Genomic DNA, 21,640 nt, shown 5'->3' on the forward strand with positions numbered 1-21,640 from the left:
CTCGGCGCTGCTGCTGGAGAGGGTGTGAGGAGCATGAACGGGCACGACCAGCACGACCAGCACGACCAGCACGACCAGCACGACGGCGGCCGCGACGCCGGTCAGCGCGACGAGCCCGCGGCGCCGCGGCTGGATGCCGCGGCCTTCACCACGCTGCGGATCACCGAGGGTGAGGACCGGCTGCATGCGCGGCTGGACCGCCCCGAGGTCCGCAACGCGATCGACGCGACGATGATCGACGAGCTCCACGCGCTCTGCGCGCATCTGGAGCACACGCCGAAGATCCTCATCCTCTCCGGCAGTCCCTCGACCGACTCCGGAGCCGACGGCGCCGACCCCGAGGCCCGGCCGCGCCGCGGCGTCTTCGCCTCCGGCGCCGACATTGCCCAGCTGCGCGACCGCCGGCGCCAGGACGCGCTGCGCGGGGTGAACTCGACCGCCTTCGACCGGCTGGCGAAGCTGCCGATGCCGGTCATCGCCGCCCTGGACGGCCACACCCTCGGCGGCGGCGCGGAGCTGGCCTGGGCCGCCGACTTCCGGCTGGGCACCCCCGCGCTGCGGGTGGGTCAGCCGGAGACCGGGCTGGGCATCATTCCGGCCGCCGGAGCACTCTGGCGACTGCGCGACCTCGCCGGCGAGGCGCTGGCCAAGGAGATCCTGCTGGCCGGCCGCATCCTCGACGCCGAGGAGGCGCTGGCCCACGGGCTGGTCAGCGAGATCCACCCGAGCCAGGAGCTGCTCGACGCCGCCGACGCCCTGGCCGGGCGCATCGCCGCCCAGGACCCGCTGGCGGTGCGGATCAGCAAGCAGGTCTTCGCCATGCCGCGCGAGGCGCACCCGCAGGTGGACAATCTCGCGCAGGCGATCCTCTTCGAGTCCGAGGCGAAGGTCGACCGCATGCAGGCCTTCCTGGATCGGCGAGAGGCCCGTCAGCAGGACCCGGAGCCGAACCGGGAACAGAACCGGGAGCAGACGACGTCAGGAGAGACGGCATGACCAGCAGCGCACTTCCCCCGACGGTCGGCGTGCTCGGCGGCGGCCGCATGGGCGCCGGGATCGCCCATGCGTTCCTGATCTCCGGGGCCGATGAGGTCCTCGTCGTCGACGTCACCGCCGAGGCCGCAGAGGCCGCACGCTCCCGGATCGCCGCCGACGTCGCCGCCTCCGTCGAGCGCGGCAAGATCGCCGGCGACCCCGAGGACTGGACCGGTCGACTGACGGTGACCACCGATCGGGCGACCTTCTCCCGCTGCGGGCTCGTCGTCGAGGCCGTGCCCGAGGACGCGCGGCTGAAGGCCGAGGCGCTGACCGACGTCGAGCAGCGGCTGGCCGCCGACGCCTGGCTGGCGACGAACACCTCCTCGCTGTCGGTGACCGAGCTCTCCGCCGCGCTGCGCCGTCCCGAGCGCTTCTGCGGGCTGCACTTCTTCAATCCGGTGCCGGCCTCGAAGCTGGTGGAAGTCGTCCTCGGCGGGCAGACCGGCGAGGAGCTGGCCGGCCGCGCCCGGGGATGGGTCGAGGCGCTGGGCAAGACCGCCGTCGTCGTGCAGGATGCGCCCGGCTTCGCCTCCTCGCGGCTGGGGGTGGCCATCGGCCTGGAGGCGATCCGCATGGTCGAGGACGGGGTGGCGGCGCCGCAGGCCATCGACGACGCGATGGTGCTGGGCTATAAGTTCCCCATCGGGCCGCTGGCGCTGACCGACGTCGTCGGGCTGGACGTGCGGCTGGGCATCGCCGAACATCTGGCCTCCGAACTGGGGGAGCGCTTCGCACCGCCCCAGCTGATGCGCGACATGGTCGCCCGCGGCGAGCTCGGGCGGAAGTCCGGGAAGGGGTTCTACGAGTATCCGGAGGGGTGAGCGCTCTGCTCGACGACCGGCCGGAGGACTGGAGTTGAGTCCGGCGACGCGCGGCCCGTCTCCGCTGTCGGGGCGGGCGCGTCCTTCACTTCGTGGACCGTGCGGACCGAAAGCGGCGACGATACTCGCTCGGCGTCACTCCGAGTCGGGAGGCGAAGGCTCGGCGCAGCGTCTCGGTGCTTCCGAAGCCCGCCTCATGCGCCGCGTCGCCGATGGTCGCGCCGGCGTCGAGCAGCACACGGGCTCGATCGAGCCGGACGGCTTCGAGGTGCTTCGACGGCGTGGCCCCGGTCTCGCGGCGGAACAGGCGCGTGAGATGACGCTCGCTGAGGCCGGCGTCCCGGGCCAGTCGGGCGACCGTGTGCGGAGCCGCGGGGTCTGACTCGATGCTCGCGACGACGTCGCGGAGCCTGGCGCTGGAGGCGCTCCCTTCGCGCTGCGGCGTCGAGAACTGGGACTGTCCGCCTGCCCGACGCATGTGCACCACCAGGCTCCGAGCGACTGCGCGGGCCAGCTCCGGGCCGTGATCCTCCTCGACCAGCGCCAGGGCCAGATCGATCCCGGCGGTGACACCCGCTGACGTGTAGACAGTCTCATCCTGGATGAAGATCGCGTCCTCGTCGACGGCGACTCCGGGGTATGACCGCTGCAGTCGCTCGGCCTGCTGCCAATGGGTCGTTGCTCGGCGCCCGTCGAGGGCGCCGGTCGCCGCCAGGATGAAAGCTCCTGTGCAGATGGAGACCACGCGCTCTGATCGCGAGATCAGGTTCTGGGCGGCGTGGACGAGGGACGAGGGCATCGGCCGGCCGGGCAGGTCGTCCCCGCCGCAGAGGACCGCGGTGCGGATGGGGCCTGCGGTCTCGGGCGAGGAGTCGACCGCGATGTCCAGCCCGATCGAGGTCTGCACCGGCCGCCCCGTCGGCGAGCTGTACCGGATCCGATAGTCGGCCCCGAGGCGGGCAGCCTCGCTGAAGACCTCGGCGCAGCCGGCCACGTCGAGCGCCTTCACTCCGGGGAAGACCAGGAACTCCACGTCGTGCGCCACCATGGCTGAAATTGTGGCATGACTGTCTGACAGGACCTTGGCGGCCGAGGGCCCTCGGCCGCATGGTGGGGGCATGGAGACGTCAGGACGCGAGGAAAGCACCGCTCACACCAGTACGACGATCGCGGGCATCACCGTGCCGGACACCGATCTGGTGCGCCGGGCGACGGATTTCGTCCGCGAGCGTGAGGACGATCTGCTCTTCGACCACTCGCGACGGGTGTTCTTCTTCGGCGCCCTCCAGGGGCGGCGGCGGGGCATCGACGTCGACTTGGAGCTGCTCTACGTCGGCGCGCTGTTCCACGACCTCGGCCTGACCGAGGAATACCGAGACTCTCACCGGCGATTCGAAGTCGACGGCGCTGAAGCCGCCTGGAACTTCCTGCTGGAGCATGGAGTCTCGGAGGCCGACGCGCGCCGGGTCTGGCTCGGCATCGCCCTGCACACCACGCCCGGAGTGCCTGAGTTCCTGGAGGGCGAGATCGCGCTGGTCACCGCCGGAGTGGAGACCGATGTGCTGGGCATCGGCTTCGACGACCTCAGCGCGGAGCAGCGTCGCGCTGTCACCTCCGCCCATCCGCGGCCGGACTTCAAGCGACGGATCCTTCACGCCTTCGCCGACGGGAATCGGCATCGACCGGAGACGACGTTCGGCACCGTCAATGCTGATGTGCTCGACCATTTCCTCCCAGATTTCGAGCGGACGGACTTCGTCGAGGTCATCCGATCCAACCCCTGGCCTGAATGAGCAGAGGCGCATGCGGCGGGCGCCGCTCGTCCGTCCCGCCCGGCTGCAGGGGCGACGGGCATCAGAGCTCCGCCAGCGCCGAGGCCGGGTCCTCCACGCAGCTGGCCACGAAGTGCAGGAATCCGCCGGCGGCGCCGCCGTCGCAGACGCGGTGGTCGAAGGCCAGCGTCAGCGTGGCGATGCTGCGCACGGTCAGTTCGCCGTCCACCGCCCAGGGGCGCTCCAGGATGCGCCCGATCCCGAGGATCGCGACCTCCGGATGGTTGATGATCGGCGTCGCCCCGTCGGAGCCGAAGACGCCGTAGTTGTTCACCGTGAAGGTCCCGCCGCTGAGCTCGGCGCCGGAGAGTCGTCCCGCGCGGGCGTCGGCGACCAGCCGGGAGACCTCCCGGTGCAGTCCGCGCGCGGAGAGCCGCTCGGCGCGCCGGACCACCGGCACCACCAGGCCGGTGTCGGTCTGGGCGGCGAAGCCCAGATTCACCCCGTCGAAGTGCACGATCTCCTGCTCGCCGTCCTCGCGGTCGTCGACGCGGGTCGCCAGCTCGGGGTGCCGCGCCAGTCCGGCGAGCACGAAGCGGCCGATCAGCGCCAGCAGCGACGGCGCCTCCTCCCCGGTGCGGGCGGCCTGCTCCTTCAGTCGCGCGCGCAGCGCCAGCAGCTCGGTGACGTCGACGTCCTGCCAGGTGGTCGCCTCCGGGATCTCCCGACGCGACGTCGCCAGCCGGGTGGCCACTGCCTTGCGGATGCCGGTGATCGGGTCGCGGTCGCTGATCGCGAGGCCGGCCGGGGCCGGTCGCGGAGCCTGTGCCGCGGCCGGCGACGCCGGGGGGCCGGCGGCGGAGGCCGGCGACGAGGCGCTCGTCTGCTGCGCCGTCGTCGCCGGTCGGTCTCCGGCCGTCTGCATCGCGGCGAGCACATCGGACCGGAGGATCAGCCCGTCGGGGCCCGAGCCGGCGAGCCCGCTCAGCGGGATGGCATGGTCGCGGGCCAGACGGCGCACCAGCGGCGAGGAGACGCGCGGGGCGCGCTCTCGGGGCGAAGAGGTCGCGGGCGCCGTGGAGGGCGTCGTGGAGGACGCCGACGGCGGGGCCGCACGACGACGGCGACGCCGTGGGCCGCCCGAGGCGCCGGAGGTGCCGTAGCCGATGAGCACGTTCCCGGATCCCTCGTCGGCGGTCTCCGGGGCGGGTGCGGCGTCCGGATCGCCGGGCACTGCGGCGCCGGCGCGCTCCTCCTCGCGATGGTCCAGCGCACCGGCCGACTGTGCGGCCGGCTGGGCGACTGGCGCCTGTGCGGCCGAGGGCTCGGCCGCCGCGTCCGGGCCCGCGGCGTCGTCGCCGGCGTCCACCGAGATCAGCGGACGCTCGACGATCATCGTGTCGCCCTCGGCGCCGTGCAGCCGCGTCACCGTCCCGGCGAAGGGGGAGGGGACCTCCAGAGTGGACTTCGCCGTCTCCACTTCGGCGACGGGCTGGTCGACGGCGATCGTGTCGCCCTCGGAGACCAGCCAGCTCAGCAGCGTGGCCTCGGTCAGTCCTTCTCCCAGGTCGGGAAGATCGAAAGTGGTCATGTCAGTCCTCCCACTGCAGCATGTCGAGCGCATCGAGCACGCGGTCCACGTCGGGCAGGTGGTGCTGTTCGAGCTTCGGCGACGGGTACGGGATGTCGAAGCCGGTCACCCGGCGCACGGGAGAGGCCAGCGAGTGGAAGCAGCGCTCCTGGATCCGGGCGACGATCTCTCCGGCGACGGAGGCGAATCCCTGGGCCTCGGCGACGACGATCGCCCGGCCGGTCTTCTCCACGGTGGCGGTCAGCGCGGCGTCGTCGAAGGGGACCAGGCTGCGCAGATCGAGCACCTCGGCCGAGATCCCCTCCTCCGCGGCGGCCTCGGCGGCGGCCAGCGCCGTGCTCACCGAGGGGCCGTAGCTGATCAGCGAGACGTCGCCGCCGGCCCGGGCGACGACGGCGCGACCCTCGGCGCCGACGCCGTCGGGCTCTGCGCCGGCCTCACCGGACCCGCCGGATCCGCCGGCCTCACCGGACCTGCCGGCCTCGTACTGCCGGCGCAGCGCCTCGAGATCGACCGGCTCCTTCGACCAGTAGAGCTTCTTCGGCTCGAAGAAGATCACCGGGTCGGGGGAGTCCACCGCCTCGCGCAGCATCAGATAGGCGTCGGCGACGGTCGCCGGAGTGTAGACCTTCAGGCCGGGAGTGTGGGCGTAGTAGGCCTCGGAGGAGTCGCAGTGGTGCTCGACGCCGCCGACGCCGCCGCCGTAGGGGATGCGGACCACCAGCGGGATCCGCACGCGGCCCCGGGTGCGGTTGCCGAACTTGGCGATATGGCTGAAGATCTGCTCCAGCCCGGGGTAGGCGAAGGCGTCGAACTGCATCTCGACCACCGGGCGCATGCCGTTCATCGCCATGCCGGCGGCCATGCCGGCGATGCCGGATTCGGCCAGCGGGGTGTCGAAGCACCGGTCGTCGCCGAAGCGACGGGCCAGGCCGTCGGTGATGCGGAAGACGCCGCCGAGCGTGCCGACGTCCTCGCCGAAGACGCAGACGGACGTCTCGGCGGCCATCGCATCGGAGAGCGCAGTGTTCAGCGCCGCGGCGAAGGTCGTCGGCCGCGGGGCGGGGCCGGGATCGGCGGCGCGGGTCTCGAGGTCGGGGGCGGCCATGGTCAGTCCTCCTGTCCGCGGGCGAGCTCGTCGGCGAGCTGGGCGCGCTGCTCGCGCAGCTGGGCGGTGGGCTCGGCGTGGACGTGGTCGAAGATCTCCAGCGGGTCGATCGGCGGATCGGCGGTCATCGCAGCGCGCAGCGAAGCGGCGACCTCCTCGGCCCGACCGCTGATGCGGGACTCGGCCGCGTCGTCGAGCACCCCCTGGGAGCTCAGGAACGTCTGCATCCGGGTCAGCGGGTCGTGGCGGCGCCAGAGCTCGACCTCGTGCGCGTCGCGGTAGCGGGTGTCGTCGTCGGCGTTGGTGTGGGCCTGCATGCGGTAGGTCGTCGCCTCCAGCAGCAGCGGCATCGAGCGCTCGCGCGCCAGCGAGACCGCCCGGCGCAGCGTGGCCAGCACCGCGACCATGTCATTGCCGTCGACCTGCTCGCCGGCCATGCCGTAGCCGATGGCCTTATGCGCCAGCGACGGCGCGGCGGACTGGTGGGAGAGCGGCACCGAGATGGCGTAGCCGTTGTTCTGCACGAAGAAGACCACCGGCACCTCGAAGACGGCGGCGAAATTCAGCGCCTCGTGGAAGTCGCCCTCGCTGGTCGCGCCGTCGCCGCACATCGCCAGCACCACGGTGTCCTCGCCGCGCAGCTTCGCCGCGTGGGCGACGCCGACGGCGTGCAGCAGCTGGGTGGTCAGCGGCGTCGACGGCGCCGAGACCCGATGGGCGATCGGGTCGAAGCCGCAGTGCCAGTCGCCGCGGAAGGAGACCATGACCTCCACCGGGTCCACGCCGCGGGTCATGATCGCCACCGAGTCGCGGTAGGTGGGGAACATCCAGTCGTCGGCGCCCAGCGCCAGCGCCGCGCCGACCTGACAGGCCTCCTGGCCGTGCGAGGAGGGGTAGACCGCCAATCGGCCCTGGCGGACCAGGGCATAGTTCTGGTCGTTGATGCGGCGGCCGACCACCAGGGCCTCATAGGCGGCGAGCAGCGTCTCGTCCTCCGGGACCGGGTACTCGTGCCCGGCGCTGGTGCCCTGCTCCTCCTCGGGGATCAGCGAGCCGTCGGGGGAGAGCATGCGGATCTGCTGGGCGGCGGGGAGCATGTACTGCTCGGGGGTGATGCCGAAGCTGCGGCTGGTCTGCTCGATGCGGGCGGCCTGCTCGGCCTTCTCGTGGGCGAGCGGCTCGTGCGGCTCGTGCGGCTCCTCGGGCGCGACGGCGCGGCCGCGTCCGTCGTCGGCGGCGATCTCCTCGTCCATGGCCTGCGGCCTCCTCGGGGTCATTCGGCTCGGGCCGGGCGGCCCGGGGTGTTCGGCGTCGGTGCGGAACGAGCACCCGGCCGCACGTCGAGTGTGACGCAGGTCATGCACGGTCTGCCATGCGTGCCGCGGATCGCAGACGATGTCCGACGGGAGAGGGGGTTCGGTGGACGATCTGTTCGCAATGCGCGACACGCGCACTGGTATCGTCCAGGAGTATGTCGACATTGCTGGACGATCACGCGACGAGCGGCCGACCGCCGGACGTCCTGGACCATCGGATCCTCGAGATGCTGAGCCTCGACGCCCGCGCCTCGGTCACGCGCATCGCCGAGGAGCTGCACCTCTCGCGGGCGAACGCCTACGAGCGGATCGCGCGGCTGCGCCGCTCCGGGGTGCTGCGCGGCTACACCGCGGTCATCGACCCGCGGGCGGCGGGGCTGGCCACTGCCGCCTACGTCTTCCTCACGCTGAAGCAGGATGACTGGGGCGTGCTGCGCGAGGCGCTGGCCGACGAGCCGGCGGTGCGGCATCTGGCTCTGGTGGGCGGGCAGTACGACGCGGTGCTGCTGGTGCGCACGCGCACTGTGGACGAGCTGCGCGCGGTGATCTTCGAGCGGATCCAGTCGCTCTCCTGCGTCCAGTCCTCGCAGACGGCGCTGATCTTCGACGATCATGCCGAGCACCGGCACGCAGTGCCGGAGGAATGATGGACGACGACGGTCCGTGGCGGCTTTCGGTGAGACCGGTCGTCGGTGTGCGGGCTGTCACACGGACGTGATCGGCGCTACGATGGATGTGATTACCGACCGTTCGGTCAGTTACCCATCGTCGAGAGGACGTCATGACAGCCATCGCCGCCGATCACGAGACGACCATCAGCCCGACCCGGCCGCTGCCCAGCTACCTCGCCGACGCCTGGTGGGCGCCGGAGGACCCGCAGCGGGTCAGTTCAGTGCGTGACGCGTCCACCGGCGAGCCGATCTGCCGGGTCTCCGCCGAAGGGCTGGACACTGCGGCCGCCGTCGCGCACGCCCGCGCCGTCGGGCAGCGCAGTCTGGGGGAGCTGACCTTCCATGAGCGGGCGATGCGGCTGAAGCAGATCGCGAGGCACCTGGACGAGCACAAGGAGGAGCTCTACGCGCTCTCCGACCGCACCGGCGCCACGCGGAAGGATCACCTGGTCGACGTCGACGGCGGCATCGGCACGCTGCGGACCTTCTCCTCGAAGGCGCGCAAGGAGCTGCCGAACGCGCAGGTGATCGTCGACGGCGCCGTCGAGCAGCTCTCCCGCGACGGCTCCTTCCTCGGCGAGCACATCTACACTCGCCTGACCGGCGTCGCCGTGCAGATCAACGCCTTCAACTTCCCGGTCTGGGGCATGCTGGAGAAGCTCGCCCCCAGCTTCATCGCCGGAGTGCCGACGATCGTGAAGCCCGCCTCGCAGACCGCCTACGTCACCCAGGCCTGCGTGCGGCTCATGGTCGGCTCCGGGCTGCTGCCCGCCGGGGCGATCCAGCTGATCTCCGGCTCCGCGGGCGATCTGCTCGATCACCTGGACCACCGCGACGTGCTGGCCTTCACCGGTTCGGCGTCGACGGCGCAGCTGCTGCGTTCGCACCCCAGCGTGCAGACCGCGGGACTGCGCTTCACCGCCGAGACCGACTCGCTCAATGCGGCCATCCTCGGACCCGACGCCGGCCCCGAGACTCCCGAGTTCGAGGCCTTCATCAAGTCCGTGGTCCTGGAGATGACCGCCAAGGCCGGACAGAAGTGCACTGCGGTGCGCCGGACCATCGTGCCCGACGAGCATGTGGACGCCGTCGTCGAGGCGCTGCGCGCGCGGCTGGACTCCCGCGCGGTGCTCGGCGACCCGCGCGACGCGGCGACCACTGTCGGCGCGCTCGCTTCGAAGGACCAGCAGGCCGAGGTCACCCGGGCGGTGGAGTCTCTGGTCGAGGCCGGCGGCGCTGTGCGCTGCGGCGGCGTCGACGGCGACCTGGGCGGCGTCGACGCCGAGGCCGGGGCATTCTTCCCGCCGACGGTGCTCTCCTTCGACGACGCCCGCACCCCGCAGGTCCACGCCGTGGAGGCCTTCGGGCCGGTGACCTCGGTGCTGGGCTACGCCGACGTCGACGATGCGGTGGAGCTCGCCGCCCTGGGCGGCGGCTCGCTGGTGGCGACCGTCTGCACGCACGACCCGGAGATCGCCGGAGCCTTCGCCCGCGGGATCGGCTCCCACCACGGGCGGGTGCTCTTCCTGGACCGCGACGACGCGAAGACCTCCACCGGCCATGGCTCGCCGCTGCCGCATCTGGTCCACGGCGGACCGGGTCGGGCCGGCGGCGGAGAGGAGCTCGGCGGCGTGCGGGCGGTGAAGCACCATATGCAGCGCACTGCGGTGCAGGGGTCGCCGGACCTGCTCACCGGGATCACCGGAGTCTGGCACCGCGGGGCGCGGGCGCAGACCGCGACGCCGGAGACCGTCGCCGACGGCAGTGCGGTCCACCCCTTCCGCAAATCGCTGGCCGAGCTGCGCCTCGGCGATCAGTTCGCCTCGGAGCTGCGGACGGTGACCCTGGAGGACATCGACGCCTTCGCCGCCTCCACCGGGGACACCTTCTACGCGCACACCGACGAGGAGGCCGCGACGGCGAACCCGTTCTTCCCGCGGCGCGTGGCCCACGGGTACCTGCTGGTCTCCTGGGCGGCGGGACTCTTCGTCGAGCCGGCGCCCGGACCCGTGCTGGCCAACACCGGGCTGGAGAATCTCTCCTTCGAGACGCCGGTGACCTACGACGACGCGATCCGGGTGACGCTGACCGCCAAGGAGATCATCCCGCGCGAGGACGAGGACTTCGGCCAGGTCCGCTGGGACGCGGTGCTGCACAACCAGCACGACGACGTCGTGGCGACCTACGACGTCCTCACCCGCGTGGCCGCGGAGAAGAAGCCCGAATGGGCCTGAGGTGATGAGCGGCCGGCTGGTCGATCGCTGAGTCGGTGGGGCCGCGCCGCGGTCGACCACCTGGTCGGCCGGGGCGCGGCGTCGGCTGAGGTCGGGCCGCCGGCCGGGATCGCTTCGCCCCGCCGGCCGGGACCGCTTCGCCCCGCCGGTCGGGACCGCTTCGCCCCGTGCTTTTCACCGGTCCCCGTCCAGTTGGGCCGGGATTCCGGAAGACGACGGGGCCGAGTGGCGACCCCGCCCAACTGGACGGGGAGGACCGGTGGGCCCCGCCCAACTGGACGGGGAGGATCGGATCACGGGCCCGGTGACCGAGCCCGGCTCGAAGCAGGGGAGCCGCGGGCGCTGCCGCGCGGCGGGCCGATCACTCGCCGCGGAAGACCGGCGTGCGCTTCTGCTGGAAGGCGGCGAAGCCCTCGGCGTAGTCGGTCGTGTCGCAGAGTCGGCCCTGGGCGCGATTCTCCTGCTGCAGAGACTCCCAGAGCCCGAGGCGCTCGTCGCGGATCCGGGCGACGAGCGCCTTGGACTCGCGGAAGGCGAGCGTCGGACCCGCCGCCGCACGGGCGGCTCGCGACCGGGTGAACTCCAGCAGCTCCTCGGCCGGCATCGTCCGGGAGAACAGTCCGCCGGCCACCGCCTCGGCGCCGGACATCAGATCGCCGGTGTAGATCAGGTCCAGCGTGCGGTGGGCGCCCAGGCGCTCGGTGAACAGCGCATGGCCTCCCGAGTCCAGCGTGGCGCCCAGGGCGGCGAAGGGCGAGCCGATCGTCGCGTCCTCGGCGACATAGACGACGTCGGTCGCGATCGCCAGTCCCAGGCCCACGCCCAGGCAGCCGCCGTGGACGGCGGCGAACGTCGGGGCGGGGAAGTCCGCCAGCCGGTGCAGCACCGGGGTGACGTGGTCCTGGAGGAAGGCCAGGGCGTCGTCGGTGGCCGGGTCGACGGCCGAGATGTCGCGGCCGGCGCTGAAGCCCTTCCCCTCGCCGCGCAGCAGCAGGGCCCGCACCCCGGCCTCCTCGGCGCGCACCAGGGCGTCGTCGAGCGCGGCCAGCGCCGCGGCATCCAGGGCATTGCGCTTCTTCGGGGCGTCGAGGACGATCTCGCCCAGGTCGTCGTCGAAGTCGGTGCGGATCATGGAGGCTCCTCGGGTCGGCGGTCGATGGTCGGCAGGCGGCTGCCGGCGGTCGGCGTCTCAGGTGTCGTAGTCGACGACGAGCTTCTCCCCGGTCGGCCGGGTCTGGCAGGTGAGCACGTAGCCGGCCTCGAGCTCGTCGGACTCCAGGGCGAAGTTCTCCTCCATGGTGAACTCCCCGGAGACGACCTTGGCGCGGCAGGTCCCGCAGACGCCGCCGGCGCAGGCGAAGGGCACGTCGGAGCGCGAGCGCAGGGCGGCATTGAGCACCGTCTCTCCGGAGGACTCCGGGGAGGTGACGCTGCCGGTGAGCCCGTCCAGAGTGAACTCGATCGTCCGGCCGTCCCCGTCGTCCTCGACCGGCTCCACCGTCCGGCCCTGCTGGCCGGCGGGGCGATCGGGGCGTCCGGTGGTGAACAGCTCGTAGCGGACGGACTCCTCGGGCACGTCCCGGGCGGCCAGCGCGTCGCGGGTCAGCTGCACGAGCTCGAAGGGTCCGCAGAGGAACCATTCGTCGGTCTCGGGGACCTGCAGGACCTGGTCCAGCAGGACCTGCAGCTTCTCCTCGTCGAGCCGGCCGGTGAACAGCGGGTTGATGCGCTGCTCGCGGCTGAGCACGTGGTGGACGGCGAACCGGGAGGGGAAGCGGTCCTTCAGGTCGCCGAGCTCCTCGGCGAACATCACGTCCGACGCCGACCGGTTGGCATAGACCAGGTCGACGGCGGCCTGCTCCGAGGCGGCCAGCACCGAGCGGACGATCGCCATGATGGGGGTGATCCCGGAGCCTGCGGCGACGGCGACCAGATGCACGTCGGGCCGCCGGGCGACCGCCTCGGCGGCCAGCTCCTCGGGATGGTTCATCGAGGTGATCGCGCGGCGCGAGACGAAGGCGCCCGCCGGATTCATCACGTCCAGCTGATCGCCGGGGGCCAGATGCTCGTTCGCCCAGGTGGAGAAGACCCCGCCGAGGTCCCGCTTGATCGCGATGCGGATCTCGCCGGGGATCGGCTGCTGGCACAGCGAGTACGACCGGCGGATCTCCTGGCCGTCGAGCCGGGTGCGCAGCGCCACGTACTGGCCGGGGGCGTAGTCGAAGTCGTCCTGCAGCTCCTCGGGCACGGCGAAGGCGACCTCCACCGAGTCGGCGGTCAGCCGGCGGACCTCGGAGACGGTCAGCGTCGAGAACGTCGCGCGACGGCGGGCGGCGGTCGACGCGGCGGGAGTGGTCGGCATCAGTGCACCTTGAAATGGTCGAAGGGCTCCAGGCAGTCGCGGCACTGGTACAGCGCCTTGCACGCGGTGGAGCTGAAGCGGGTCGTCTCACGGGTGTTCGTCGAGTCGCAGTGCGGGCATTTCACGCTCAGCCCCACCGCGACCGGACCGGCGGCGGCCGTCCCCGTCGGCGGGGCGATGCCGTAGTCGCGCAGGACCTCGCGGCCGCGCTCGGTCATCCAGTCGGTGGTCCAGGCGGGCTGCAGCACTGTGTCGACACGGACCTGCGCGTGGCCGGCGGCGCGGGCCGCGGCGGCGACGTCGGCGGTGATGGCGTCCATCGCCGGGCAGCCGGAGTAGGTCGGGGTGATGGTCACGACGGCGGTGCCGTCCTCGGCGACCCGCGCGTCGCGCAGGATGCCCAGATCGGCGATGCTGATCACCGGGATCTCCGGGTCGGTGACCGCCGCGGCCGCGGTCCAGAGGCCGACGTCGACTCCGGCGGGGGCGTCCTCCGCCGAGGGGAGCCGCGCGGGCACCGAGGTCTCGATCTCTGCGGCGTGGTCGATCATGGTCGTCCCCCTCACCAGGTCGCTCCGGGATGCCGGCGGGCCAGCACCTGCATCTCGGCCAGGAGGTGGCCGCGGTGCTCGGAGAACCGGCCGCTGCGGTCGGCGCCGAAGGATCCGCCGACTTCGGGGATCCGGAGTCCGGCCTGCTCGATGATCTCGCCGAGGCGGGCCATCGTCGGTTCGCGCAGCGTCGAGGGGGCCACGGCGACGGAGGCCAGCCGCGGGATCGGGTCGACGTCGATGAAGAGCTCCTCCACCGAGGCCCAGAGCTCGTCCAGCCCGGCCTGCAGGCGACGGGCTGACTCCTCGGTGCCCAGGCCCAGGCGCAGGGTCCACTGGATCGCATGGTCCTGGTGGTAGGCGACCTCCTTCAGGGCCTTGTCGGCGATCGCGGCCAGCGTCTCATCAGTCGAGCGGACCAGGCGGCTGTACACCTCGTGCTGGAAGATGCTGACGATCAGCTGCCGGGCGATGGTGCGGCCGAAGTCGCCGTTCTCCTGCTCGACGAGCCGGCAGGAGCGGAACTCCTCCTCGTCCCGGAAGTAGGCCAGGTCGTCCTCGGTCCGGTGCCAGGCGGTGCCGGCATAGGTCAGCAGGAAGCGGGCATGGCCCAGCAGGTCGAGGGCGATGTTGCCCAGGGCGACGTCCTCCTCCAGCTCCGGGGCGCGCGAGATCCAGGCGGAGAGGCGCTGGGCGAGCATCAGGGCGTCGTCGCCGAGGATCAGCGCATAGCGGGCGGTGTCCTCGTCGGCGACGGCGCCGGAGGCCGCCACCTCCTCGGCGGTGATCGCCTCGCCCTGCGACTGTCGGGTCGCCGAGTCGTGGGATGCGAAGCTCACAGGTGCTTCACCCCCTCGGAGGCCGTGTAATACGTCGCGTGGCGGTAGCTCTTGCCCTGCGGGGACTCGAAGAAGCTGCCCTTGGCGTCGGGGTCGGAGGCGGTGACCGCCTCGGCCGGCACGACCCAGACGGAGGTGCCCTCGTTGCGTCGGGTGTAGAGGTCACGCGCGTTGCGCACCGCCATGCTGGCGTCAGGGGCGTGCAGCGAGCCGGCGTGGACGTGGGAGAGTCCGCGGGCGGTGCGGATGAACACCTCCCACAGCGGCCAGCCGCCGGCGTCTGCAGAGTGCTCGGAAGTCATGGGTCTCGCCTTTCATGGACGGCGGGCCGACGTCGGCCCGGAGGCGGCGGAGGAGGGGTCAGGCGCCGACCGGCTCGGCGGCGGCCTGGCGGCGGGCGTAGGCCGCGGCGGCCTCGCGCACCCAGGCGCCCTCGTCGCGGGCGCGTCGATAGTGCTCCAGGCGCTGGCTGCTCAGCGGTCCCTGGCCCTTGAGCACGGCGAAGAACTCGTCCCAGTCGAGCTCGCCGAAGTCGTAGTGGCCGCGCTCCTCGTTCCACGCCAGATCCGGGTCCGGCAGGGTCAGTCCGAGCGCCTCGGCCTGCGGGACGATCATGTCCACGAAGCGCTGGCGCAGCTCGTCGTTGGTGAAGCGCTTGATGTTCCAGGCCATCGACTGCTGGGAGTTCGGCGAGTCGGTGTCGGGCGGGCCGAACATCTGCAGCGCCGGGCCGTAGAAGCGGTCGACGGCGTCCTGGGCCATCTGATGCTGCTCGTCGGTGCCGTGCGAGAGGGTGTGCAGGATCTCCCAGCCCTGGCGCTGGTGGAAGGACTCCTCCTTGCAGACGCGCACCATGGCTCGGCCGTAGGGGCCGTAGGAGGCGCGGCACAGCGGGACCTGGTTGGTGATCGCCGCGCCGTCGACCAGCCAGCCGATCGCGCCGATGTCCGCCCAGGTGCGGGCGGGGTAGTTGAAGATCGACGAATACTTCGCCCGGCCGGTGTAGAGCTGGTCGTAGAACGTCTCGCGAGCGGTGCCCAGCGTCTCGGCGGCCGAGTACAGGTAGAGGCCGTGGCCGGCCTCGTCCTGGACCTTCGCCATCAGGATGGCCTTGCGCTTCAGGCTGGGGGCCCGGGTGATCCAGTTGCCCTCCGGCTGCATGCCGATGATCTCGGAGTGGGCGTGCTGGGAGATCTGCCGCGCCAGCGACTTCCGGTAGTCCGCGGGCATCCAGTCGCGCGGCTCGATGCGGGAGTCCTCGGCGATGAGCTCGTCGAAGCGGGCCTGCCCGGCCTCGGCCTCCTCGGCCGCCGCGTCGGCGTCGGACGCGTCCGCCAGGCGCAGCGGGGCGGCGTGGGAGTCCTGCGCAGTGCTCGGGTGCGGCATGGTCAACCTCGATTCCGTCGCATTAATTACCGACCGTTCGTTCAGTATAGCAGGATGCGTGTGATGGTCAACACAGAGCGAGAGTAGGAGTGAAGCGAGAGCGAGGGTGGGGCGGTCAGCTCCGCGGAGCGCGCAGCCCCGTCAGCAGCAGGCCGGTGACCATCTCGGCCAGCGTCTCGTCGGAGTGGTCGTCCGTGGGGCGGTACCAGTCGACGATGGAGTTCACCATGCCCATCGCCAGTCGTGAGGCGGTGCGGGCGTCGACGTCGTCCCGCAGGTCCCCGTCATCCTGGGCCTGGCGGATCAGCTCGGCGATGCGCAGGGTGATCTCGCGGCGCCGTTGCAGCGCGCGGATCTCCAGCTCGGAGTTGCCGCGCAGTCGCAGCAGCAGGGTGACGTGCGGCAGCGAGGCCGTCAGGACCGCCACCGAGCCGCGGATGATCTCCTCGAGCTCCGCGACGGCGGGCGCTCCGCGGGACTCGGCCTCGGAGACGACGCGTTCGAGCTCGGCCAGCGAGCGGCTCAGCGCGATGTCCAGGATCTCCTCCTTGGAGGAGACGTGGTGATAGATCGCCGACTTCGAGATGCCGAGCTCCCGGGCCAGGACGCCCATCGACGTCGCCTCGTAGCCGTGCCGGTTGAAGGCCTCGACGCAGACGCGGATCAGGCCTTCGCGGTCGTAGCCGGGGCGGCCGCGGCGTCCGACGCGGGCGGCCTCGGTGCTACGGTCGGAGTCCTCGGCGGCGGTGGTCGCGATCTCGGGCATGACTCCCAGCCTAGCCGTCAGCCCGAGCGCGGGCGCTGGTCGTGGATCCGGCGCAGCTTGCCCGAGGAGCGGGCCAGCGTGCCCGGCTCCTCCACGCAGACCTCGCAGCTGGAGCCGACGGAGACCTTGATGCGGCGGGCCAGCTCGACGCCGGCCGCCGCGGCCGCCTCGGCGGCGGTCTCGGGGCGTCGTTCGATGCGCACCGTCATCCGGTCCATCGTCTCCGGCCGGCTGAGCCGCAGCTGGAAGTGCGGGGAGAGCGCCTCGAGCTCCAGGGCGATCTCCTCGATCTGCGAGGGGAAGAGGTTCACGCCGCGCAGGATGATCATGTCGTCGGAGCGGCCGGTGATGCGCCCCATGCGCCGGTGGCCGGGCCGGTCCGTGCCGGGCTGCAAGCGGGTCAGGTCGTGGGTGCGGTAGCGGATGATCGGCAGCGCCTGCTTGGTCAGCGTGGTGAAGACGAGCTCGCCGTCCTCGCCGGTGGACAGCGGGTGCTCGTCGAGCGGGTCGATGATCTCCGGCAGGAAGTGGTCCTCCCAGATCGTCGAGCCGTCCTGCCGGGCGGCCGACTCGCCGGCGACGCCGGGCCCCATCACTTCGGAGAGTCCGTAGATGTCGCAGGCGCGCAGCGCGAAGGTCCGCTCGATCTCCTCTCGCATCTGCTCTGTCCACGGCTCGGCGCCGAGCACGGCGACCTCCAAGGAGGTCTCGGCCGGATCGATGCCGGCGTCGCGGAAGGCGTCGGCCAGGGTGAGCAGGTAGGTCGGCGTGCAGAGGATGACCCGCGGGCGGAAGTCGCGGATGAGCTGGACCTGCTTCTCGGACTGGCCGCCGGACATCGGCACCACGGTGGTCTGCAGCTTCTCGGCGCCGTAGTGGGCGCCGAGGCCGCCGGTGAACAGCCCGTAGCCGTAGGCGTTGTGCACCAGGTCGCCGGGGCGGACGCCGGAGTGCCGCAGGCAGCGGGCGAGCAGCGTGGCCCAGGTGTCGAGGTCCTCGTCGGTATAGCCGACGACGGTCGGCAGGCCGGTGGTGCCGGAGGAGGCGTGGAGGCGGCGGATCTGCTCCCGCGGGACGGCGAAGGCCTCGAACGGGTAGGCCGCGCGCAGGAACTCCTTGTCGGTGAAGGGGAACTTCGCCAGATCCTCCAGCGACTGCAGGTCGTCCGGGCCGACGCCGTGGGCGTCGTAGAGCGCGCGGTAGGCGGGGACGTTCTCGTAGGCGTGCCGGACGGTCTGCTGCAGCCGGGTCAGCTGCAGCTCCTCGATCTCGGCGCGGCTGTACAGCTCCTCCGGGTCGGGGGAGGCCGGGTCGCGGCGCGTCGACTCGGGGTCGACCTCCGCCGGGCGGGAGGGGGTCTCGGGGGCGGTCGCGGGGGAGGAGTCGGCGGCACGGGAGGGGGAGGCCATGGGGATCACTTCTCTCCGGGGGTCTGGGCGGTGCGGTCGGCGCCGGCAGGGCCGGCAGGGCCGGCAGGGTCGGCAGGGTCGGCGGGTGCGGCGGAGGGCGCCGGCACAGTGCGCGAGCGGCCGCGGAAGACGGCGACGGGCTCGTCGTCGCAGGTGACCGTCACGTCGAAGACGCCGCTGCGTCCGGTGCGTGCGACCTCCACGGCCTCGGCGACCAGCTCGTCGCCGGGGCGCGTCGCACGCAGGAAGGTGATGTCGGCGCCGGAGGCGACGGTGACGGTGCCGTCGTCCTGATCCGGGTGGTTGCATGCCATCGCGAAGCATGTGTCGGCCAGGGCGAAGATCATCCCGCCGTGGGCGATCGCGAAGCCGTTGGTCATCTCCGGCCGCAGCGTCATGGCCAGGCGGGCGCGGCCGGGCTCGGCGAGGAGCACCTCGGCGCCCAGCCATCCCGCGCATCGATCCGTCTCCAGCATGCGGTGGCGCGGCCCGTCGTCGGGCATCGGCACGCCTCGCGGGGAGGCGCTCGGCGCGGAGGGTCCTGCGGCGTCCGGCGGCTCGACCGTGGCCGTCGGCGACGGCCGCTCGGGGTGGGCGGGCTCGGGCATCACAGGCTCCTCACGATTTATAGACCGATTGGTCGGTAAATAAACTCAAGCACTGGAGGGTGTGTGATGTCAAGCACATCCGTGGAGGCGGGCGGGGCGGGTCGTCGGGCGCCGGGGGCGGAGATCACCGGCGTCGAGTGCACGGCCCGCCGGCGGGAGGGTCCACATCCTGAGATTCTGCGCCGGTCTCCCGGCGGGGACTTGCCCTTTCGGCCTCGCGCGGGCAGACTGATGACCAGGTCAAGAGTGCCAGCGTGAAACCCCGGTTTGCTGGCCGGCAACCCTCCAGTTCGCGGTGGGGTGCCCCGGGTGACGACCAGGCTTCGTCGGGATTCCGGCGGGGCAAGCGCGGGCCATCACACGACACAGTGCGGCCCACCTCATGTCCTTCGACAGGGCCGCATGGCAGGTTCTCTCGCCCGCAGCGCGGGCGGCGCCTCCGTTCCGGTCCCTGTCGCCACGACCGCATTGAACGGAGAGCTCGATGAGCAGCACTGAGAACACCGCTCCCACCTGGAGCTTCGAGACCCAGCAGATCCACTCCGGCGTCGAGCCGGACCCCGTCACCGGCGCGCGGGCGCTGCCGATCCAGCAGACCACCTCCTTCGTCTTCCCGAGCGCCGAGACCGCCGGGAAGCGCTTCGGCCTGGAGGAGCTCGGCCCGATCTACTCCCGGCTGACCAACCCCACCGTCGAGGCGGTGGAGAACAAGATCGCCGCGCTCGAGGGCGGCGTCGGCGCGCTCGCGGTCGGCTCCGGCCAGGCCGCGGCGTCGATCGCGCTGCTGAACGTCGTCGAGACCGGCGGCCACGTCGTCGCCTCGCCGTCGCTGTACGGCGGGACGCAGAACCTCTTCAAGCACACCCTGCCCAAGTTCGGCATCGAGGTCACCTTCGTCGAGGACCCCGACGACGTCGAGTCCTGGCGGGCGGCCACGCGGGAGAACACCGGCGCCTTCTTCGGCGAGGTCGTCGCGAACCCGCGCGGCGACGTGCTCGACCTGGAGGCCGTCGCGGCGATCGCCCACGAGCACGGGGCCCCGCTGATCGTGGACAACACGCTGACCAGCCCGTACCTGATCCGGCCGATCGAGCACGGCGCCGACGTCGTCGTCCACTCGGCGACCAAGTTCCTGGGCGGCCACGGCACGGCGATCGCCGGCGTGATCATCGACTCCGGGAACTTCGACTACACGAAGAACCCGCAGCGCTTCCCGGGCTTCAACGAGCCGGACGAGAGCTACCACGGCATCGTCTTCGGCCGGGACCTGGGCGTCGACGGGATCTTCGGGGTCAACCTGTCCTACATCCTCAAGGCGCGCGTGCAGCTGCTGCGCGACCTGGGCCCGTCGCTCTCGCCGCACAACGCCTTCGAGATCAACCTCGGTCTGGAGACGCTGAGCCTGCGCATCGAGCGCCACGTCTCCAACGCCGAGGCGGTGGCGGAGTACCTGGAGAACCATCCGGCGGTGACGCGCGTGAGCTACCCGGGCCTGGAGTCCAGCCCCTGGCACGAGCGGGCGCGGAAGTACCTGCCCAAGGGCGTCGGCTCGGTGCTGGCCTTCGAGGTCGAGGGCGGCGCGGAGGTCGGTCAGGCGGTCGTCGACGGACTGCAGCTGCACTCGCTGGTCGCCAACGTCGGCGACGTCCGTTCGCTGGCGATCCACCCGGGCTCGACCACGCACCGTCAGCTGACCGAGGAGGAGCAGGCCGCCGCCGGAGTCGTCCCCGGCCTGGTGCGCCTCTCGGTGGGCCTCGAGCACATCGACGACATCCTCGCCGACCTCGACCAGGCCCTCGCCGCGGCCGCCTCCGGCGGCGCCGAGGCCCCGGCCGAGTCGACGGAGCCGACCCCGGTCGGCTGACCCCGGCGCGGCGCGTCGACGACGACGGCCCGGTCCGCCGGCACCCTCACGGTGCCGCGGGCCGGGCCCTCGGCGTCGAGGCCGGGCCGACGAGCACACCATGTCCGACTGCGACGACCGCGACCGCCGCGGCAGCGACGACTGCACGGATCCGCGGGATCCCCGACCTTCAGGAGCCCCCGAGCCGATGACCGCCCAGGTGCCGACCACGACCGTTCGACCCGACGGCGCGCTCGCCGTCGTCGACGTCGGCGCCCACACCTTCGAGACCGGCGGGCGGCTGCCGCAGGTCTCGATCGCCTACGAGACCTGGGGAGAGCTCGCGCCCGACGGCTCCAATGCGGTGCTGGTGCTGCACGCGCTCACCGGCGACACCCACGTCGCCGCCAACGAGGCCGACCCGGAGGCCGGCTGGTGGGAGGGGCTGGTCGGCCCCGGCCGCGCCGTCGACACCGACCGCTGGTTCGTCGTCTCGCCGGCGATGATCGGCGGCTGCTACGGCTCCACCGGACCGGCCTCGGCCGACCCGCAGGGTCGCCCGTGGGGTTCGCGCTTCCCCTACACCACGATCCGCGACTCCGTGCAGCTCGAGGCCCGGCTGGCCGACCAGCTCGGCATCGAGCGCTTCCACGCGGTCCTCGGCGGCTCGATGGGCGGAGCCCGGGCGCTGGAATGGGCGGCGAGCTTCCCGGACCGCGTCGCCGGAGTGGGCGTGTTCTCCTGCGGGGCCGAGTCGACGGCCGAGCAGATCGCCTTCGCCCAGGCTCAGGTCGCCGCGATCGAGAACGACCCGCACTACGACGGCGGCGACTATTACACCGGCCCCTGGCCGGAGGCCGGGCTCGGGCTGGCCCGGCGGATCGCGCACATCACCTACCGCACCGAGACCGAGTTCTCCGCCCGCTTCGGGCGCGAGCACCAGGGTGACGAGGACCCCTTCGGATCCTCGCGCCGACCGCGCGGGCGCTTCCAGGTGGAGTCCTATCTGGACCACCAGGCGCGCAAGCTGGTCTCGCGCTTCGACCCGAACGCCTACATCCTGCTCACCGAGGCGCTGGCCGGCCACGACGTCGGCCGCGGCCGCGGGGGCGCGGCGGCGGCGCTGCGACAGGTGACGGCGACGCCGTTCGTCGCGGCAGTGGACTCGGATCGGCTGTACCACCCCGAGCAGTCGCATCGGCTCGCCGAGCTGCTGCCCGGCGCCGGGGGAGTGCACATGATCTCCTCGCCGATCGGCCACGACGGGTTCCTCACCAGCCCCGACCAGATCGCCGAGCCGCTGCGCGAGACGCTGCGGCTGTAGC

Annotated in this window: 20 protein-coding genes and 1 riboswitch; of the genes, 7 read left to right on the top strand and 13 right to left on the bottom strand. The window is 72.2% G+C overall.

Annotated elements, in window-relative coordinates; all coding sequences use genetic code 11:
* Window positions 1-33 precede the first annotated feature (33 nt).
* Window positions 34-996 carry an enoyl-CoA hydratase/isomerase family protein gene (locus ABD652_RS00795; protein ID WP_344717294.1) on the top strand — a complete coding sequence of 321 codons (963 nt, stop codon included), beginning with the start codon at window positions 34-36 and terminating at the stop codon, window positions 994-996.
* A complete protein-coding gene (locus tag ABD652_RS00800) occupies window positions 993-1,859 on the top strand; it encodes a 3-hydroxyacyl-CoA dehydrogenase family protein (RefSeq protein WP_344717295.1) in 867 nt (288 codons plus the stop codon). The genes ABD652_RS00795 and ABD652_RS00800 overlap by 4 nt, the downstream gene beginning before the upstream one ends.
* An 85-nt stretch (window positions 1,860-1,944) precedes the next feature.
* On the opposite strand, the gene ABD652_RS00805 is transcribed toward ABD652_RS00800, so the two are convergent.
* Window positions 1,945-2,907, bottom strand: a complete 963-nt coding sequence (locus tag ABD652_RS00805) for a GlxA family transcriptional regulator (RefSeq protein WP_344717296.1) — start codon at window positions 2,905-2,907, stop codon at window positions 1,945-1,947.
* Between the two features lie 70 nt (window positions 2,908-2,977).
* Between ABD652_RS00805 and ABD652_RS00810 the strand changes: the two genes are divergently transcribed.
* Window positions 2,978-3,652 carry an HD domain-containing protein gene (locus tag ABD652_RS00810; protein WP_344717297.1) on the top strand — a complete coding sequence of 225 codons (675 nt, stop codon included), beginning with the start codon at window positions 2,978-2,980 and terminating at the stop codon, window positions 3,650-3,652.
* Window positions 3,653-3,713: 61 nt separating this feature from the next.
* On the opposite strand, the gene ABD652_RS00815 is transcribed toward ABD652_RS00810, so the two are convergent.
* From ABD652_RS00815 to ABD652_RS00825, 3 genes are read right to left on the bottom strand one after another with little or no spacing between them, the layout of a single operon-like run.
* Window positions 3,714-5,222: a dihydrolipoamide acetyltransferase family protein gene (locus tag ABD652_RS00815; protein WP_344717298.1), complete on the bottom strand. Its 1,509-nt coding sequence runs from the start codon at window positions 5,220-5,222 to the stop codon at window positions 3,714-3,716.
* A 1-nt stretch (window position 5,223) separates the two neighbouring features.
* Window positions 5,224-6,330 (bottom strand): alpha-ketoacid dehydrogenase subunit beta, encoded by a 1,107-nt coding sequence (locus ABD652_RS00820; RefSeq protein WP_344717299.1) that lies wholly within the window; start codon window positions 6,328-6,330, stop codon window positions 5,224-5,226.
* 2 nt (window positions 6,331-6,332) lie between these two features.
* Window positions 6,333-7,583 (bottom strand): thiamine pyrophosphate-dependent enzyme, encoded by a 1,251-nt coding sequence (locus ABD652_RS00825; RefSeq protein WP_344717300.1) that lies wholly within the window; start codon window positions 7,581-7,583, stop codon window positions 6,333-6,335.
* A gap of 218 nt (window positions 7,584-7,801) precedes the next feature.
* Here ABD652_RS00825 and ABD652_RS00830 point away from each other — a divergent pair, with 218 nt between their 5' ends.
* Window positions 7,802-8,293: an Lrp/AsnC family transcriptional regulator gene (locus ABD652_RS00830; RefSeq protein WP_344717301.1), complete on the top strand. Its 492-nt coding sequence runs from the start codon at window positions 7,802-7,804 to the stop codon at window positions 8,291-8,293.
* A gap of 134 nt (window positions 8,294-8,427) precedes the next feature.
* Window positions 8,428-10,551, top strand: a complete 2,124-nt coding sequence (paaZ, locus tag ABD652_RS00835; protein ID WP_344717302.1) for a phenylacetic acid degradation bifunctional protein PaaZ — start codon at window positions 8,428-8,430, stop codon at window positions 10,549-10,551.
* A 361-nt stretch (window positions 10,552-10,912) separates the two neighbouring features.
* On the opposite strand, the gene ABD652_RS00840 is transcribed toward paaZ, so the two are convergent.
* The 9 genes from ABD652_RS00840 to ABD652_RS00880 all read right to left on the bottom strand — a co-directional run bounded on the left by ABD652_RS00840 (window position 10,913) and on the right by ABD652_RS00880 (window position 18,472).
* Entirely contained in the window at window positions 10,913-11,683 is a 771-nt protein-coding gene (locus tag ABD652_RS00840) for an enoyl-CoA hydratase/isomerase family protein (protein WP_344717303.1), read from the bottom strand.
* 57 nt (window positions 11,684-11,740) lie between these two features.
* Entirely contained in the window at window positions 11,741-12,913 is a 1,173-nt protein-coding gene (gene paaE, locus ABD652_RS00845; protein ID WP_344717304.1) for a 1,2-phenylacetyl-CoA epoxidase subunit PaaE, read from the bottom strand.
* On the bottom strand, window positions 12,913-13,464 hold the full coding sequence (gene paaD, locus ABD652_RS00850) for a 1,2-phenylacetyl-CoA epoxidase subunit PaaD (RefSeq protein WP_344717305.1): 552 nt from the start codon (window positions 13,462-13,464) through the stop codon (window positions 12,913-12,915). Before paaD ends, paaE begins: the two co-directional genes overlap by 1 nt.
* Before the next feature lie 11 nt (window positions 13,465-13,475).
* Window positions 13,476-14,303: a 1,2-phenylacetyl-CoA epoxidase subunit PaaC gene (paaC, locus tag ABD652_RS00855; RefSeq protein ID WP_344717307.1), complete on the bottom strand. Its 828-nt coding sequence runs from the start codon at window positions 14,301-14,303 to the stop codon at window positions 13,476-13,478.
* Window positions 14,300-14,605, bottom strand: coding sequence for a 1,2-phenylacetyl-CoA epoxidase subunit PaaB (paaB, locus tag ABD652_RS00860; protein ID WP_344717308.1), 306 nt, complete (start codon window positions 14,603-14,605; stop codon window positions 14,300-14,302). Before paaB ends, paaC begins: the two co-directional genes overlap by 4 nt.
* 58 nt (window positions 14,606-14,663) lie before the next feature.
* On the bottom strand, window positions 14,664-15,689 hold the full coding sequence (gene paaA, locus ABD652_RS00865; RefSeq protein WP_344717309.1) for a 1,2-phenylacetyl-CoA epoxidase subunit PaaA: 1,026 nt from the start codon (window positions 15,687-15,689) through the stop codon (window positions 14,664-14,666).
* Window positions 15,690-15,804: 115 nt separating this feature from the next.
* Entirely contained in the window at window positions 15,805-16,455 is a 651-nt protein-coding gene (locus ABD652_RS00870; RefSeq protein ID WP_344717310.1) for a TetR/AcrR family transcriptional regulator, read from the bottom strand.
* Window positions 16,456-16,472: 17 nt separating this feature from the next.
* Entirely contained in the window at window positions 16,473-17,864 is a 1,392-nt protein-coding gene (locus ABD652_RS00875) for a phenylacetate--CoA ligase family protein (protein ID WP_344717311.1), read from the bottom strand.
* Window positions 17,865-17,869: 5 nt separating this feature from the next.
* Window positions 17,870-18,472 carry a hotdog fold thioesterase gene (locus ABD652_RS00880; protein WP_344717312.1) on the bottom strand — a complete coding sequence of 201 codons (603 nt, stop codon included), beginning with the start codon at window positions 18,470-18,472 and terminating at the stop codon, window positions 17,870-17,872.
* 238 nt (window positions 18,473-18,710) lie between these two features.
* Window positions 18,711-18,827, top strand: a riboswitch (SAM riboswitch).
* 129 nt (window positions 18,828-18,956) lie between these two features.
* Between ABD652_RS00880 and ABD652_RS00885 the strand changes: the two genes are divergently transcribed.
* Window positions 18,957-20,336 (top strand): O-acetylhomoserine aminocarboxypropyltransferase/cysteine synthase family protein, encoded by a 1,380-nt coding sequence (locus ABD652_RS00885; protein WP_344717313.1) that lies wholly within the window; start codon window positions 18,957-18,959, stop codon window positions 20,334-20,336.
* 187 nt (window positions 20,337-20,523) lie between these two features.
* On the top strand, window positions 20,524-21,639 hold the full coding sequence (metX, locus tag ABD652_RS00890; RefSeq protein WP_344717923.1) for a homoserine O-acetyltransferase MetX: 1,116 nt from the start codon (window positions 20,524-20,526) through the stop codon (window positions 21,637-21,639).
* Window position 21,640: the final 1 nt, after the last annotated feature.

The organism is Nesterenkonia halobia (assembly GCF_039536005.1).
Classification (GTDB): Bacteria; Actinomycetota; Actinomycetes; order Actinomycetales; family Micrococcaceae; genus Nesterenkonia; species Nesterenkonia halobia.